Source organism: Micromonospora sp. HM134, assembly GCF_007833915.1.
Classification (GTDB): domain Bacteria; phylum Actinomycetota; class Actinomycetes; order Mycobacteriales; family Micromonosporaceae; genus Micromonospora; species Micromonospora wenchangensis.
Map to the genome: position 1 here is coordinate 2,365,794 of NZ_CP041061.1, position 14,642 is coordinate 2,380,435.

General features: G+C 74.3%; 16 protein-coding genes. 10 read left to right on the forward strand and 6 right to left on the reverse strand.

Annotated features, from left to right (window positions below):
• Nucleotides 1–203 precede the first annotated feature (203 nt).
• The 7 genes from pgsA to FJK98_RS10615 all read left to right on the forward strand — a co-directional run bounded on the left by pgsA (nucleotide 204) and on the right by FJK98_RS10615 (nucleotide 6,202).
• Nucleotides 204–824 (forward strand): phosphatidylinositol phosphate synthase, encoded by a 621-nt coding sequence (pgsA, locus tag FJK98_RS10585; protein WP_145918868.1) that lies wholly within the window; start codon nucleotides 204–206, stop codon nucleotides 822–824.
• The gene (locus FJK98_RS10590) at nucleotides 821–1,762 is read left to right on the forward strand and encodes a phosphatidylinositol mannoside acyltransferase (RefSeq protein ID WP_145918869.1); all 942 of its coding nucleotides are present in this window, start codon (nucleotides 821–823) and stop codon (nucleotides 1,760–1,762) included. The genes pgsA and FJK98_RS10590 overlap by 4 nt, the downstream gene beginning before the upstream one ends.
• 14 nt (nucleotides 1,763–1,776) lie before the next feature.
• A complete protein-coding gene (locus FJK98_RS10595) occupies nucleotides 1,777–2,949 on the forward strand; it encodes a glycosyltransferase family 4 protein (RefSeq protein WP_145918870.1) in 1,173 nt (390 codons plus the stop codon).
• Between the two features lie 5 nt (nucleotides 2,950–2,954).
• Nucleotides 2,955–3,461 carry a hypothetical protein gene (locus FJK98_RS10600; protein WP_194822930.1) on the forward strand — a complete coding sequence of 169 codons (507 nt, stop codon included), beginning with the start codon at nucleotides 2,955–2,957 and terminating at the stop codon, nucleotides 3,459–3,461.
• Between the two features lie 193 nt (nucleotides 3,462–3,654).
• Nucleotides 3,655–4,572, forward strand: coding sequence for a pyridoxal 5'-phosphate synthase lyase subunit PdxS (gene pdxS / locus FJK98_RS10605; protein WP_145918871.1), 918 nt, complete (start codon nucleotides 3,655–3,657; stop codon nucleotides 4,570–4,572).
• A 31-nt stretch (nucleotides 4,573–4,603) separates the two neighbouring features.
• Nucleotides 4,604–5,209, forward strand: coding sequence for a pyridoxal 5'-phosphate synthase glutaminase subunit PdxT (gene pdxT, locus FJK98_RS10610; protein ID WP_145918872.1), 606 nt, complete (start codon nucleotides 4,604–4,606; stop codon nucleotides 5,207–5,209).
• Between the two features lie 240 nt (nucleotides 5,210–5,449).
• On the forward strand, nucleotides 5,450–6,202 hold the full coding sequence (locus tag FJK98_RS10615) for a YebC/PmpR family DNA-binding transcriptional regulator (RefSeq protein ID WP_088644024.1): 753 nt from the start codon (nucleotides 5,450–5,452) through the stop codon (nucleotides 6,200–6,202).
• 132 nt (nucleotides 6,203–6,334) lie between these two features.
• Here FJK98_RS10615 and FJK98_RS10620 read toward each other — a convergent pair whose 3' ends face one another.
• The 3 genes from FJK98_RS10620 to FJK98_RS10630 all read right to left on the reverse strand — a co-directional run bounded on the left by FJK98_RS10620 (nucleotide 6,335) and on the right by FJK98_RS10630 (nucleotide 8,374).
• Complete coding sequence (locus tag FJK98_RS10620; RefSeq protein WP_145918873.1) at nucleotides 6,335–7,300, reverse strand: permease prefix domain 1-containing protein; 966 nt, start codon at nucleotides 7,298–7,300, stop codon at nucleotides 6,335–6,337.
• On the reverse strand, nucleotides 7,297–7,638 hold the full coding sequence (locus tag FJK98_RS10625; RefSeq protein ID WP_145918874.1) for a PadR family transcriptional regulator: 342 nt from the start codon (nucleotides 7,636–7,638) through the stop codon (nucleotides 7,297–7,299). Before FJK98_RS10625 ends, FJK98_RS10620 begins: the two co-directional genes overlap by 4 nt.
• A 121-nt stretch (nucleotides 7,639–7,759) precedes the next feature.
• A complete protein-coding gene (locus FJK98_RS10630) occupies nucleotides 7,760–8,374 on the reverse strand; it encodes a hypothetical protein (RefSeq protein WP_145918875.1) in 615 nt (204 codons plus the stop codon).
• Nucleotides 8,375–8,510: 136 nt separating this feature from the next.
• Here FJK98_RS10630 and FJK98_RS10635 point away from each other — a divergent pair, with 136 nt between their 5' ends.
• Nucleotides 8,511–10,070: a serine/threonine-protein kinase gene (locus FJK98_RS10635; protein WP_145918876.1), complete on the forward strand. Its 1,560-nt coding sequence runs from the start codon at nucleotides 8,511–8,513 to the stop codon at nucleotides 10,068–10,070.
• Here FJK98_RS10635 and FJK98_RS10640 read toward each other — a convergent pair.
• A complete protein-coding gene (locus FJK98_RS10640) occupies nucleotides 10,067–10,456 on the reverse strand; it encodes a hypothetical protein (protein WP_240762744.1) in 390 nt (129 codons plus the stop codon). The genes FJK98_RS10635 and FJK98_RS10640 overlap by 4 nt on opposite strands.
• A gap of 123 nt (nucleotides 10,457–10,579) precedes the next feature.
• Nucleotides 10,580–11,119 carry an RNA polymerase sigma factor gene (locus FJK98_RS10645; protein WP_145918877.1) on the reverse strand — a complete coding sequence of 180 codons (540 nt, stop codon included), beginning with the start codon at nucleotides 11,117–11,119 and terminating at the stop codon, nucleotides 10,580–10,582.
• Nucleotides 11,120–11,280: 161 nt separating this feature from the next.
• On the opposite strand from FJK98_RS10645, the gene FJK98_RS10650 reads away from it, so the two are divergent.
• Nucleotides 11,281–11,934: a TetR family transcriptional regulator gene (locus tag FJK98_RS10650; protein ID WP_145918878.1), complete on the forward strand. Its 654-nt coding sequence runs from the start codon at nucleotides 11,281–11,283 to the stop codon at nucleotides 11,932–11,934.
• Between the two features lie 10 nt (nucleotides 11,935–11,944).
• A complete protein-coding gene (locus FJK98_RS10655; protein WP_145918879.1) occupies nucleotides 11,945–13,525 on the forward strand; it encodes an MDR family MFS transporter in 1,581 nt (526 codons plus the stop codon).
• Between the two features lie 66 nt (nucleotides 13,526–13,591).
• On the opposite strand, the gene FJK98_RS10660 is transcribed toward FJK98_RS10655, so the two are convergent.
• Nucleotides 13,592–14,641, reverse strand: a complete 1,050-nt coding sequence (locus tag FJK98_RS10660) for a hypothetical protein (RefSeq protein WP_145918880.1) — start codon at nucleotides 14,639–14,641, stop codon at nucleotides 13,592–13,594.
• Between the last annotated feature and the right edge of the window lies 1 nt (nucleotide 14,642).

Genomic DNA, 14,642 nt, shown 5'->3' on the forward strand with positions numbered 1-14,642 from the left:
GACGGGAAGCGGGCCCGGGGCGGGTGCCGCGGCGCTATCCTCCGGTGGCCCGCCGGCCGGACGACGGTCAACGGCCGTGACGGTGAGCTGGCTCACCTTCCACCCCGATCTCACACCCGGCGGGGGGTCGGCACAAGCCTCCCGGGCGGGTCGGGCGACCGGCCGTACCGTCCGCCGCTGCCGGCCGTTATCGTGGGACCGCCATGGCGAAGATCTTCCAAGTGACGGCCCGCGCGGGGATGACCCGCGTCGTGGAGCCGGTCGCGCGCGGTCTGCTCCGCGCCGGCGTGTCCCCCAACGCGGTCACCGTGGCCGGCACCGTCGGCGTGCTCGTCGGCGCGCTCGGTTTCGGCGCCCGCGGCCAGCTCGTCGCCGGAGCGCTGATCGTGACGTTCTTCGCGCTGACCGACATGCTCGACGGGACGATGGCCCGGATGAGCGGCGGCTCGACCCGGTTCGGCGCGTTCCTCGACTCGTCGATGGACCGGGTCGCCGACAGCGCGGTCTTCGGCGCGGTCGCCTACTGGCTGGCCACCGAGGGCAACCACTCCGGGGTGGCCGCCGCGCTGGTCTGCCTGGCCGCCGGAGGGCTGGTCTCCTACGTCAAGGCCCGCGCCGAGGGGCTGGGGATGAGCGGCAACGTCGGCGTCGCGGAACGTACCGAACGGCTGCTGATCGTCGGGGTCGGTGGGCTGCTCACCGGTCTCGGCGTCGGCCCGGCCCTGGAGATCTCGCTCTGGCTGCTCGCCGCGGTGTCGATCTTCACGGTCGGCCAGCGGGTGGCCCACGTGTACCGGCAGGCGCAACTGGTCGGCCGGGAGTGAACCTCACCGAACTCGGCTACGTCGCCGGCTGGCGGCTGGCCCGCGCGCTGCCCCGGCCCGTGGTCGCCGCCGCCTTCCAGGCCGGTGCCGACCGCGCCCACCGGGGCCGGGGCAAGGGCGTCACCCGACTGCGCGCCAACCTGCGCCGGGTGGTCGGCCCCGACCTGCCCGAGACGGAGCTGGACGCGCTGGTCAAGCAGGGCCTGCGGTCGTACGCCCGGTACTGGATGGAGGCGTTCCGGCTGCCCTCGCTGAGCCGCCGGCAGATCCTCGCCGGCTTCCACCTGGGCGGGTCGGAGCTGCTCGCCGCCGACGTGGCGGCCGGCCGGGGCGCGGTGGTGGCGCTGCCGCACGCCGGCAACTGGGACGCCGCCGGCGCCTGGGTCGCGGCCAACGGCTGGCCGATCACCACCGTCGCCGAACGGCTCAAGCCGGAGGGCGTCTACGAGCGTTTCCTCGCCTTCCGGCAGGGCCTCGGCATGGAGATCCTGCCCACCCACGGCGGCGCCCGCCCCGCCTTCGACGTGCTGGTGGACCGGCTGCACAGCGGCGCGGTGGTGCCGCTGCTGGCCGACCGGGACCTCTCGGCCCGGGGCATCGAGGTGGACTTCTTCGGCGCGCGTACCAAGATGCCGGCCGGCCCCGCCCTGCTGGCCATCCGCACCGGCGCCCCGCTCTATGTTGCCTCGCTGTGGTACGAACCGGAGATGCCGCGCGCGCAGTTGGAGGGCCCGCTGCCGGTCCCCGAGCCGGACAGCGCACCCCTGGACGAGCGGGTCCAGGTGCTGACCCAGCGGATTGCCGACCGTCTGGCGGCGGGCATCGCCCGTCATCCGCAAGACTGGCACATGTTGCAGCGGATGTGGCTGGACCAGCGGGGCTCCACCGACGGCGGGTCCACCGCGCCGCCGCCCCCGGCCAGCGCCGGATCGGTCTGAGGGAGGGGGCGCCAGTGCGGATCGGCATCGTGTGCCCGTACTCCTTCGACGTCCCGGGCGGGGTGCAGAACCACGTCATGGACCTGGCCGAGGCGCTGATCGGGCTGGGGCACGAGGTGAGCGTGCTGGCCCCCGCCGACGAGGAGTCGACGCTGCTGCCGCCGTACGTGGTCGCCGCCGGTCGGACGGTGCCGCTGCCGTACAACGGTTCGGTGGCCCGGATCGCGTTCGGGCCCTTCTACACGACCCGGGTGCGGCGCTGGATCACCCGGGGCGACTTCGACGTGCTGCACGTGCACGAGCCGCTGATCCCGAGCCTGTCGATGATGGCGGTGCTGTCGGCCCGGGGTCCGGTGGTGGCGACGTTCCACACCGCGCTGACCCGGTCCCGGATGCTGGCCGCCGCGCAGGGCGTCCTCCAGATCCTGCTGGAGCGGATCACCGCCCGGATCGCGGTCAGCGCGCTGGCCCGTAAGGTGCAGGTCGAGCATCTCGACGGCGGGGCGGTGGAGATCCCCAACGGGGTGGCGGTGGCGAAGTTCGCCGGGGTCGAGCCGCTGCCCGGCTGGCCGGGGGAGTGCGCCACCGGCAGCGGCGGGACGCTGGGTTTCCTCGGCCGGTTCACCGAGGCCCGCAAGGGCTTCCCGATCCTGCGGGACGCCTTCGTCGCGCTGGCCCCGCACCGGCCCGGGTTGCGCCTGCTGGTGGCCGGGCCGGGCGAGCCGGACGACCTGTTCGGGCAGTTCCCGGCGGAGCTGCGCGACCGGGTGACGTTCCTCGGCCTGGTCTCCGAGGTCGACAAGGCCCGGATGCTGCGCAGCGTCGACCTCTACGTCGCTCCGAACACCGGCGGTGAGTCGTTCGGCATGATCCTCACCGAGGCGCTCGCGGCCGGTGCCACCGTGGTCGCGAGCGACCTGGACGCGTTCCGGCGGGTGCTCGACGGCGGGCGGGCGGGCCGGCTCTTCCCGACCGGCGACTCCGCCGGCCTGCGTACCGCCCTGGCGGAGCTGCTCGACGATCCGGCGCAGCGGGCCGCGTTGACGGCCTGCGGCGAGCAGGTGGTCGCCCACTACGACTGGCCGGTGGTGGCCCGCCGGGTGGTGGAGGTCTACGCGGCGGCCATCGAGGCCACCGACGGCCGGGTCATCGACCAGGAGTGGGCGGGGCTGGGTGGTCCCGGGTGAGCAGCATGCTGCCGCACCTGTGGGCGGTGCTGGCCACCGCGGTCGTGGTCGCCCTGCTCGCGGTGTACCTGGGCTGGACGGCCGGCCGGGTCGAGCGGTTGCAGACCCGGGCGGAGTCGGCGGCGCGGGCCCTCGACGCGCACCTGCTGCGCCGGGCCGCCGCCGCCGCGGTGCTGGCCGAGAAGCGCTACGGCGTCGAGTTGTACGCGGCGGCCCGGATCGCCCTGGACGCCCTCCCCGAGGAGCGGGAGGCGGCCGAGAACGACCTGACCCGGCAACTGCGGGCGGTCCGGCTCGACCCGGCCGATCCGGCGTGCGAGGCGGTGATCGCGGCGAGCCGGCGGCTGGCCCTGTCCCGGCAGGTGCACACCGACCTGGTCCGCGACGCCCGCTCCGCGCGCAGCCGGCCGCTGGTGCGGTTGTGCCGGATGGGCCGTCGCCACCCGTGGCCGCGCTACTTCGACATCGACGACCCGACCCTGGCCCTGCCCGCCGACGTCCCGACGGGCTGACCCACGGCGTGCCGGCCCGGAGCGCGGCCGGGAGGCGGAGCGCGTGACCGGGCCGCCGGGAGGCGGTGCCCGGTGGGGGTGACGGGGGCCACAGGGCAGGCCACCGTGGGGCCGATTGGCTGTCGGAACGGCGTCGCGGCGGTCGTAGCATCAGCCGGAACCCACCCCCAGCACGTCCGAGGAGTGATGAGCCGTGCCCGAAACGACCTCCCCGAACGCCGGTGACGCCCAGGTCTGGGGCACCGCCCGGGTCAAGCGCGGCATGGCCGAGATGCTCAAGGGCGGCGTGATCATGGACGTGGTCACCGCCGAGCAGGCCAGGATCGCCGAGGACGCCGGCGCGGTGGCCGTGATGGCGCTGGAGCGGGTGCCGGCCGACATCCGGGCCCAGGGCGGCGTGTCCCGGATGAGCGACCCGGACATGATCGAGTCCATCATCGGGGCGGTCTCCATCCCGGTGATGGCCAAGGCCCGGATCGGCCACTTCGTCGAGGCGCAGATCCTCCAGTCGCTCGGCGTCGACTACGTCGACGAGTCCGAGGTGCTGACCCCGGCCGACTACGCCAACCACATCGACAAGTGGGCGTTCACCGTCCCCTTCGTGTGCGGCGCGACCAACCTGGGTGAGGCGCTGCGCCGGATCACCGAGGGCGCGGCCATGATCCGCTCCAAGGGCGAGGCGGGCACCGGGGACGTCTCCAACGCCACCATGCACATGCGGAAGATCCGCCAGGAGATCGCCCGGCTCAGTTCCCTGCCGGCCGACGAGCTGTTCGTCGCCGCCAAGGAGTTGCAGGCCCCGTACGAGCTGGTCCGGGAGGTCGCCGAGACGGGCAAGCTGCCGGTGGTGCTGTTCACCGCGGGCGGCATCGCCACCCCGGCCGACGCCGCGATGATGATGCAGCTCGGCGCGGAGGGCGTCTTCGTCGGCTCCGGCATCTTCAAGTCGGGCAACCCGGCCCAGCGGGCCGCCGCGATCGTCAAGGCCACCACCTTCCACGACGACCCGGACGTGCTGGCCAAGGTGTCCCGGGGGCTGGGCGAGGCGATGGTCGGCATCAACGTCGACGAGATCCCGCAGCCGCACCGCCTCGCCGAGCGCGGCTGGTGACCCGGGGGCCACGACGTCGGGAGGGGGAGCCGTGCGCGGACCGGTGATCGGGGTGCTGGCGCTACAGGGCGACGTGCGGGAGCACCTCACCGCCCTGACCGGGGTCGGCGTCGACGCCCGCCCGGTGCGCCGGCCGGCCGAGCTGGACGCGGTCGACGGGCTGGTCGTCCCCGGCGGGGAGTCCACCACGATGAGCAAGCTGGTGGACATCTTCGGCCTGCGGGAGCCGGTCGACAAGCGGATCGCCGCCGGGATGCCGGTCTACGGCTCCTGCGCCGGCATGATCATGCTGGCCGCCGAGGTGCTGGACGGCCGCCCCGACCAGCGGGGTTTCGCCGGCATCGGGATGACCGTGCGGCGCAACGCGTTCGGTCGCCAGGTGGATTCGTTCGAGGCCCCGGTGCGTATCGCCGGGGTCGACGGGCCCGCGTTCCACGCCGTCTTCATCCGGGCCCCGTGGGTCGAGCGGGTCGATCCCGACGTCGAGGTGCTGGGCCGGGTCACCGGTGGGCCGGCGGTCGACCGGGTGGTCGCCGTCCGCCAGGGCAACCTGCTGGCCACCTCGTTCCACCCGGAGCTGACCGGCGACCTGCGCCTGCACCGCTACTTCGCCGACCTGGTCGCCGCCGCCCGCTGAGCCGGCCCACCCGCCGATCCGCCCCGCCCGCCCCGCGATGAACCGGGTCATTCGTGGCGAAAACGCCGTGGGCCGCTGGTGGTGACGCGCCGGGTGTGACGGCGGGGTCGGTGCTCTCGGTAGGATTGCCGCGGTTCGGCGCGGGCACTGCCCGTCGCAGCCCTCCAGCGCGGCCGGTCCTGGTCTGGAGTCGGCGCGGCCAGTCGACGCGGGGCGTGAGTCAACAGACGGAGGTATGAGATGTCCGGCCACTCCAAGTGGGCGACCACCAAGCACAAGAAGGCCGTCATCGACGCCAAGCGCGGCAAGATGTTCGCCAAGCTGATCAAGAACGTCGAGGTCGCGGCCCGTACCGGCGGCGGTGACCCGGCCGGCAACCCGACCCTCTTCGACGCCATCCAGAAGGCCAAGAAGAGCTCGGTGCCGAACGACAACATCGACCGCGCGGTCAAGCGTGGCTCCGGCCTGGAGGCCGGCGGCGCCGACTGGCAGACCATCATGTACGAGGGGTACGGCCCGAACGGCGTGGCCATGCTGATCGAGTGCCTGACCGACAACCGCAACCGGGCCGCCACCGAGGTCCGTACCGCGCTGACCCGCAACGGCGGTTCGCTCGCCGACGCCGGCTCGGTGTCGTACATGTTCTCCCGCAAGGGCGTGGTGATCGTCCCCAAGGCCGACACCACCGAGGACGACGTGATGATGGCGGTCCTCGACGCCGGCGCCGAGGAGGTCAACGACCTCGGTGAGGCGTACGAGGTGGTCTCCGAACCGACCGACCTGATCGCGGTCCGCACCGCGCTGCGCGACGCCGGGATCGAGTACGAGTCGGCCGAGTCCTCGCTGATCCCCAGCGTCAACGTGCCGCTGGACGAGGACGGCGCGCGCAAGGTCTTCAAGCTGATCGACGTGCTGGAGGACTGCGACGACGTGCAGAACGTGTACGCCAACTTCGACGTCTCCGACGACGTGATGGCGGCGGTGGACGCCTGACGGCGGGACCGGGACACCGGCGGGCCGGCCGGCGGGGACGCGCTCCCCGCCGACCGGCCCGTTGTGCGTGCGTTGTGCGTGGTACCGGTCCCGGTCCGGCGTCCCCGTGTGCGCCGGACCGGGACCGGGGCTTCAGGCGTCGACCCGGGCGGCGGCCGACCGGCGGGCCTTCAGCACGCTCTCGACGAGATCCCAGAGCGTGACCGCCACGATGACCACGACCGTGACCCGGGAGGCGACGCCGAGGCCGTCGCCGTCGCGCAGCCAGCCGAACCGGGCGACCAGGTCCGGGTTGAGCAGCCGGTCGGTGAGCACCAGCCAGATCAGCGGTACGGCGAAGGCCAGGTCGAGCAGGGCGTTGGCCCCGACGAGCGGCCACGTCCACCGGCCGGTGCGGTACTTGACCAGTTCCAGTGCCACGGTGGCCACCAGCACGGCGGCGAGCACCGGCAGCCAGGACGTCCACAGCGCCGGGTCGAGCAGCGGGATGCGCGTGCCGTCGGTGTCCCGGGCCCAGGACCGGACGTGCTGCCAGGGCAGGAAGGCCAGGGTGAGCAGGAGCATCGCCACCGAGGCGCAGGTGTCGGAGAGCCGGATGTCGCGCTCCACCGGTGCCTCGGGTAGCTGGTCGACGTTCCACTCGGGCAGGTCGAGGGAGGCGTTGGTGCGTTCCAGGATCGCGAAGCTCAGGGTCACCCAGAAGGCGATCTGGACCGCGGTCTGGAAGGCCGCGGTGATGCCCGACCCGATGGCCCCGCCCGGGTTGTCGCCGACGGTCGCCTGTGCCACGCCGACGACGACGCCGACCACGCCGGGGATGACGGTCAGCAGCCGGCGCAGCAGCCGTTGCCAGATCAGGTAGTAGGCCGGGCCGATGAGTTGGAGCCGGCGGTCGGCGTAGCGGGCGGCCAGCCGCTCGGGGTGGCCGAGTTCGGTGAGCACCTCGCGTTCGGCGGTGGTCGGGTCCTGCCCGCCGCCGACCCGGTCGTCGACCATGTCCGCGATGGCGGCCCGCAGTTCGGTGGCGATCTCCTCCCGCCGGGGCGCCGGCACCGCCCGCAGGGTGGCTGCGAGGTAGCGGTCGGTCAGGGTGCTCATCGGTCGACTCCTTCGATCAGCCCGGTGACGGAGGTCTGCACGGCGGCGAGGTCGTCGAGCAGCCGGGCCAGCACCGTCTCGCCGTCGGCGCTGGTCCGGTAGAACTTGCGCGGCCGGCTCTCCTCGGTGTTCCACTCGCTGGTCAGCAGCCCCTGTTCCTCCAGCCGCCGCAGCAGCGGGTAGAGGGTGTTGGCGTCGACCGGGAAGCCGTGCCCGGCGAGGCGTTGCAGCAGCGCGTAGCCGTAGTCGGGCTCGCGCAGGGCCAGCAGGCTGGCGACCACCACCGTGCCGCGACGCAGCTCCTGGAGATGGGTCCGCAGAACCTCCTCGTTGACCATGTCTCACACCATACTGTGTGGCACACACTAATGTCGAGTGACCCAGCAATGTGGGGACAGCACCATGCGGCCGGGGTGACAGGGGGAGCCCCCCGCCACCCCGGCCCGGTGCCGGGGCGGATCAGCAGGAACGGCCCCGCCGGAAGTTCCGCTCCACGTGATCCGCCGTGCCGACCTGGAAGTAGCCGACGCCCGGCCGGATCGGGTGCCCGGTGAACAGCTCGACCCGGCTGCCGAACCGCACCAGGTACGCCGTGGCGTCCCCGGCGTCGTTGCGGACGAACGCGCCCCGGGGGCCGTAGATCTGCGCCACCTCGGCGAAGGACATGCCCACGGCCGCCCCGGCCGGGGAGCGGGGCGGCGCGGTGGCGGTACCCACCTCGACCAGCCGTCCGTCGCGGAAGGCCACCAGGATCACCCCGGCCCACTCGCCGGTGACGCCGGCCCGGACCACGCCGTCGCAGTCGACGACCGTCCAGTCGATCAGGCCGGCCGCGGTGAGCCGGGTCAGTGACGCGCCGATCCGGAACGGGCCCGCGCCCCGGACGCCGAGCAGGTCGGTGCCGCCGGTGGACCGCCCCGGGAGGCCGCCCGACCGCAGGTCCGCGGCGACGCCCGGGGCGCGGTCCACGGTGGATTCCGGCCGGACGCCGGGATGCGCCCCGGCGGGCACGGCCGGCGCGACGACGGCCAGGGCCAGCAGGCCGGTGAGCAGGATGGTGCGGAGACGACGCATGAGAACTCCTTCGCGGGTACGGGTCCGTCGTTCTGTTGGTCTCCGCCCGACCGGAATCCGTTCGTCGGTTTTCCGACCGGCTCCGGTGGACGCCGCCACCCGTCGACGCCGGTTACCGTGCGGTGGGGGTGGGACGATGGGCACTCCGGCGTGGATCGGGCCCTACCGGGTGCAACGGCTGCTCGGTGCGGGCTCCTTCGCGACCGTCTGGCTCGGCCACGATCCCGCTCTCGACTCCCGGGTGGCGATCAAGGTGCTGGCCGAGAACTGGAGCCACGACCTGCGGGTCCGTGAACGCTTCCGGGACGAGGCCCGGCTGCTGCGGCGGCTCGACCACCCCCGGCTGGTACGGGTGCACGCGGTCGGCGAACTACCCGACGGCCGGCCGTACGCCGTGCTGGCCCTGGCCGACGGCGGAAGCCTGCGGGACCGGCTGGCCACCGGCACCCCGCCGGTGCCGCTGGCCCTGGCGCTGCTCGACGAGATCGCCGCCGGGGTCGCCGTGCTGCACCGGGAGCGGGTGGTGCACCGCGACCTCACCCCGGGCAACGTGCTGTTCACCTCGACCGCCGACGGGGAACGGGTGGTCATCGCCGACCTCGGGCTGGCCAAGGCGCTCGCCGCCGCCTCCGGGCTGACCGCCCGCGCCGGCACGCCCGGCTACATGGCGCCCGAACAGGACGATCCGCTGGCCGTGGTGGACACCCGCAGCGACGTGTTCGGGCTGGGGCGGCTCGGCCTGCGGTTGCTCGGCGGCCCCGGCCCCCGGCCGCACCTGGACGAGGTGCCCGCGCCGGTGGTGGCGGTGCTGCGCCGGGCCACCGCGCCCCGCCCCGCCGACCGCCACCCCGACGCGGACGCCTTCCGGGCGGCGCTGCGCCGCGCCGCCGGGACACCCGGGGACTCCGCCATCCCGCACACCCCTACGGGCCTCCGCCCCCTCGACGCCCGGCACCCCGCCGCCGCAGCCGCAGCCCGCGAGAGGCACGCGTTCCGTCCCCGGGCCGCGCTCCGGCCCGGGGAGGCGTTCGGACCCGGGGAGGCGTTCGGCCCCCGGCCCGCCCTCGGACCGGGGGAGGCGTTCCCGTCGGGTCCGTCGGGGGAGGCGCGGCCGGCCGGCCGGGCGGGGTCGACTGCCGGTCGCCGGGCGGCCCACCGGCTGGGCCTGGCCGGGGCCGGTGCCCTGATCCTGGTCGCGGTGGGTGCCACCGGCGGTGACGCCGCCCGGCCCACGGCCGACGGCCGGTGGGGCCGCAGCGGGCCGGTGAGCGTGCTCCTGCCGGCCGGCTGGCGGGCCGCCGGGACGGGCTGGGCCGGCCGGTACGACGCGCGCGGGCGGCTCGAACCGGCGCTCGTCGTCTCGCCCGACCCGGGCCGGTGGGCGACCGACCCGACCGTGCCGGGGGCCTTCGTCGGCCTCTCCGCGACCCTGGGCCGGCGGTCCACCCCGGCGGACTTCGTCGCGCAGCGTCCGCACGCCGACTGCGTGGCCGCCCCGGTACGGCGGGTCCGCCGGGGCGCGACGGTCTGGGTGGTCGCCCGGTTCGCCTGCCCGCAGGGCCGGCCGGTGCTGGTCGAGGCGGCCGCCCGCGCGGGCCGGGCGGGGCTGCTCTACGTGCAGGTCGTCCCGCCGCCGGGCAGCGGGCCGGACGTCGTCGACGCGCTGCTGGCCGGGGTGCGGGTCCGGCCGGCCTAGACGACCACCACCGTGACCAGGTACGTCCTCCCGTCGTACGGGATGGTCACCCCGACCGTGCCGGCGCGCAGGAAGCGGAGGTCGACCACGCCGGCCTCGTAGTTCTGGTCGACCAGGTCCTCCCGGTCCACCGTGACCTCGCCGGGGCCGATCCCCTGGAGCCGGAGCACCCCGCCGACGCCCAGGCACAGCGACGTCACCAGCGCCAACTCGGTGTCGGCGAGCACCAGGTCGTAGCGGACCGGGCCCAGGCAGGCGCTCGGCCGGGGGCTGGCCGACGGCGGCCGGGTGCCCGGGGTCCGGTCGGGGGTGGACGGTGGCGGCGCGGCCCGCGTCGGCAGCGCGCCGACGGTGGGCCGGGCCGGGCCGGACGGGGTCGGGGCCACGGTGGTCGCCCGAGTGCTCGCCGGGGTGGCCGTCGGGGGTGGACCGGGAGCGGGGCGACCGGGGCCGCGCAGCCCGTCACCGGGAGGAGCGCCAGCGTGGCGGCCAGCCACCGGCCGGTCCGTTCAGTCACCGGTCAACCGTTCCCGGACCTGGCGGCGGGCCTGGTGGACGCGGGATTTCACGGTGCCCTCCGGCAGGTCGAGCAGGGTGGCGATCTCGCGGTAGGACAGGCCGAGCAGGTCGCGCAGGGTGAGCGCCTCGGCCGCCTCGGGGCGGACCGCGTCCAGCGCGTCGAGCAGGTCGAGCCGGGTGCCGGCGACCACACTGGTGCGTCGGGGGTCCGGTGGGTCGGGCAGCGGCACCCCACCGTCCTCGACCTGCCAGCGTCGTCGCAGCGTCCGGTACGTCGACCGGGCCCGGTTGGCGGTGAGCCGGTACAGCCAGGTGTGGAACGACGAGCGGCCCTCGAAGCGTCCGATGCCCCGGGCCACCGCGAGCAGGGCGTCCTGGCAGGCCTCCTCGGCGTCCTCCCGGTGGGGCAGCAGCCGGCCGCACAGCCGCAGCACCTCGGGGCGTACCGCCGTCAGCAGCGCGTCCAGCGCCCCCGGCTCGCCCCGGGCGGCGGTCCGGGCCAGGTCGTCGATGTCGTCCCCGAGGAGCATGGCCGTCCCCCGACCGCCGTGGTGTGGTGCCGTCGAGGCTATGCCGCCGGACCGGGCACGGTCACCCCCTGCCCTGTCCGGAATCCCCCCTGGGCAGCCCGAGTTTCATGTCACACTGCGCAAGTTTGCAGGCGCTGCACTTTTGTTCGTAGGCTCCCCCCGTGACCAATGACGAGGGACTCGGGCGGCGGGACCGCAAGAAGCGGCAGACCCGCGCCGCACTGGCCGCCGCCGCGCTGCGCCTGGTCGCCGAGCGGGGGCTGGACCAGGTCACCGTCGAGGAGATCAGCGAGGCGGCGGACGTCTCCGCCCGGACCTTCTTCAACTACTTCGCCACCAAGGACGACGCGCTGGTCGGCGACACCGCGGGCGACCGGGAACGGGTGCTGCGCGCGCTGGCCGCCGTGCCGGCGCGGGTGCCGGCGCTGGCGGCGATCCGGTCGGCCCTGTCCGGCGTGATCGACGAGGTGGAGGGTGACGCCGCGCTGTGGTTGCTGCGGATGCAGGTGGTGATGCAGCATCCGGTGCTGCTGGCCCGGCTGGTCTCCGGCAACGCGGAGACCGAGCAGGCCATGGTCGAGGCGCTCGCGGCGCGGACCGGCCGCGACCCGGACGACGGATATCCCGCCCTCGTGGTGGCGGTCACCGGGGCCGCGCTGCGCACCGCGATGGTCCGCTGGGCCACCGGCGGCGGGTCCCGTTCCCTGGCCGGGCTGCTCGACGAGGCGTTCGCCGCCGTCGCCGCCGGGCTGCCCGACCCCCGTACCCCTGACCAGCTCGGCGCGACCGCGCCGGGCGTGCATCCCACCCTGTGAGGAAACGTCCATGACCGCAACTGCCGAGTCGACACCGCCCGAGGCGGGCACCGGCCGGATGTCCCGCCGGGAGGTCCTCCAGGCCCTCTCCGGCCTGATGGTGGGCATGTTCGTGGCGATCCTCGCCTCGACGGTGGTGGCGAACGCGCTGCCGCGCATCATCGCCGAACTCAACGGCAGCCAGACCGTCTACACCTGGATCGTCACCACCGAGCTGCTGGCGATGACCGCCACCGTGCCGCTGTGGGGCAAGATGGCCGACCTCTACAGCAAGAAGCTGCTCATCCAGCTCTCGCTCGGCCTGTTCGTGGTCGGCTCGTTGATCGCCGGGCTCGCCCGCAACGTGGAGACCCTGCTGGCCAGCCGGATCGTGCAGGGCGTCGGCGCCGGCGGCATGACCGCCCTGGCGCTGATCGTCATGGCGGCCATGATCCCGCCCCGGGAACTGGGCCGGTACGCCGGCATCTTCGGCGCCGTGTTCGGCGTCGGCACGATCGCCGGCCCGCTGATCGGCGGCGTCATGGTCGACACCTCCTGGCTCGGCTGGCGCTGGTGCTTCCTGATCGGCGTGCCGTTCAGCCTGTTGTCGATCGTCCTGCTCCAGCGCACCCTGCACCTGCCGGTGGTCCGCCGCAAGGCCCGCATCGACTGGTGGGGCGCGCTGCTGATCACCGCGGGCGTGTCCACCCTGCTGGTCTGGTCGTCGCTGGCCGGGCACCGGTTCGCCTGGGCCTCGGGCTGGACCGCGCTGATGGTCGTCGGCGGGCTGGTGCTGCTGGCCCTGGCGGTCTGGGTCGAGTCGAAGGTCCCCGAGCCGATCATCCCGCTGCGGATCTTCCGCAGCCGCACCGTCACGCTGACCACGGTCGCCAGCGTGCTGGTCGGGGTGGCCCTCTTCGGCGGCACGGTGTTCCTGTCGCAGTACTTCCAGACCTCGCTGGGCAAGTCGCCGACCGTCGCCGGCCTGATGAGCCTGCCGATGATCCTCGGCCTGCTGATCTCCTCCACCGTCGCCGGTCAGCTCATCACCCGGTTCGGCCGGTGGAAGGTCTACCTGGTGGCCGGGGCGGCCGTGATGACCGTCGGCATGCTGCTGCTGAGCACCATCGACGCCGACACCGGCGTGCCGCTGCTCTCGCTCTACATGGCCGTGCTCGGCACCGGCGTGGGCATGCTCATGCAGAACCTGGTCCTCGCCGCACAGAACGACGTGCCCGCCCACGAACTCGGCGCGGCCACCTCGGTGCTGACCTTCTTCCGCAGCATGGGTGGCGCGATCGGGGTCAGCGCCCTCGGCGCGGTGCTGGCCAACCGGGTCACCGGCCTGATGACCGAACGGCTCGGCCCGGCGGCCGGCGTCACCGGCGGCGGCACCACCGAGGTGCCCGACCTCGCCGCGCTGCCCGCCCCGGTCCTGGCGATCGTGCGGGACGCGTACGCCACCGCCACCTCGGAGCTGTTCCTCATCGGTGCCCCGATCGCCCTGCTCGCCCTGGTCGCGGTCGTCTTCATCCGGGAGAAGCCGCTGCACGAGGTCAGCGGCGACGAACGGGCCGAGCAGGAGGCGGCGGCCCTGACCGCGATGCACTGACCGGTCGACCGGGGGCACGTCCGGGTACGGGCCGGCGTGGCAGGTGTGTCGGGTCCGGGCCGGGTCTCAGGCGGCGACGACCCGGGAGCGGACCCGGCGCACTGCCGCGACCAGCAACACCCCCGCCGCGAGCGTCAGCACGCCGGCGAGCGCGACGATCCACGGCAGCCGGTCCGACAGGGTAGCGGGCAACCCCCAGGCCCCGTTGTCGTGGGGAAAGGTGATCTCGCCGGTCAGTTCGCGGTGCAGCCGACCGCTCTCCAGCCGTAGCCGGGCACGCCAGGGTCCGTCGGGAAGCTGTCGGCCCAGCAGGACCTCGGCGTGCGCGGTGCCGCCGGGCGGGACGGTGGTGCCGACGGTGACGCCGAAGGGGCCGGCGGAGAGCCCGCCTGGCCCGTCGGAGAGCCACAGTTTGCCGGAGAGGTCCAGGGCCCGTTCCCCGGTGTTGCGGACCGTCGCCCGGACGACCGGCAGCCCCTTCTCGGTACGCCCCGGCACCAGCTTGTCGATCTCGAAGTCCGACGGCGGTTCACCGCCGGGCCCGACGTCGAGGTAGATCCGGATGCCCGCCCGGTTGATCTTCTGCACGGTGCCCCGGGTGGGATCGGCTGCCGTCGAGGCGACCGAGGCCCAGATCGCGCCGTACCGCTCGCCACGCGGGGCCGAGGGTGGGATCTTCACCTTCACACGGAGCGTGGTGGTGCTGTATGGCGGGGCGACGAAGCTGGGCTGGTCGAGGTGGACCCACTCGGGCAGTTCGTTGCCGTTCGGGTCGGGCGCTGCCACGAACTGGTTGTCCCGGATCTCCGCCGCGCCGACCGACATCGTGATCTTCTGGGGGCGGGATGAGTCGTTGGTCACCGCCAGCCGCCGGGTCATCCCGGACCCCGGTGTCATGTGGTCCACGATGTACACCCGTGCGCGGGGGTCGTCGCGTCGGTCGGCCGACGCCTCCAGCAGTTGGATGCCGATGCTGCCCGAGGGTTTCCCCCGCTGGTCACCCACGGTGTCCCCGTCACCCTCCGCTGCGACGGGGACACCGGTGGCGGCGAGGAACAGCGCCACGATGAACGGCACCAGGGGTGCCCGCCACCGCAACTGTGTCGCCGGGGTCATC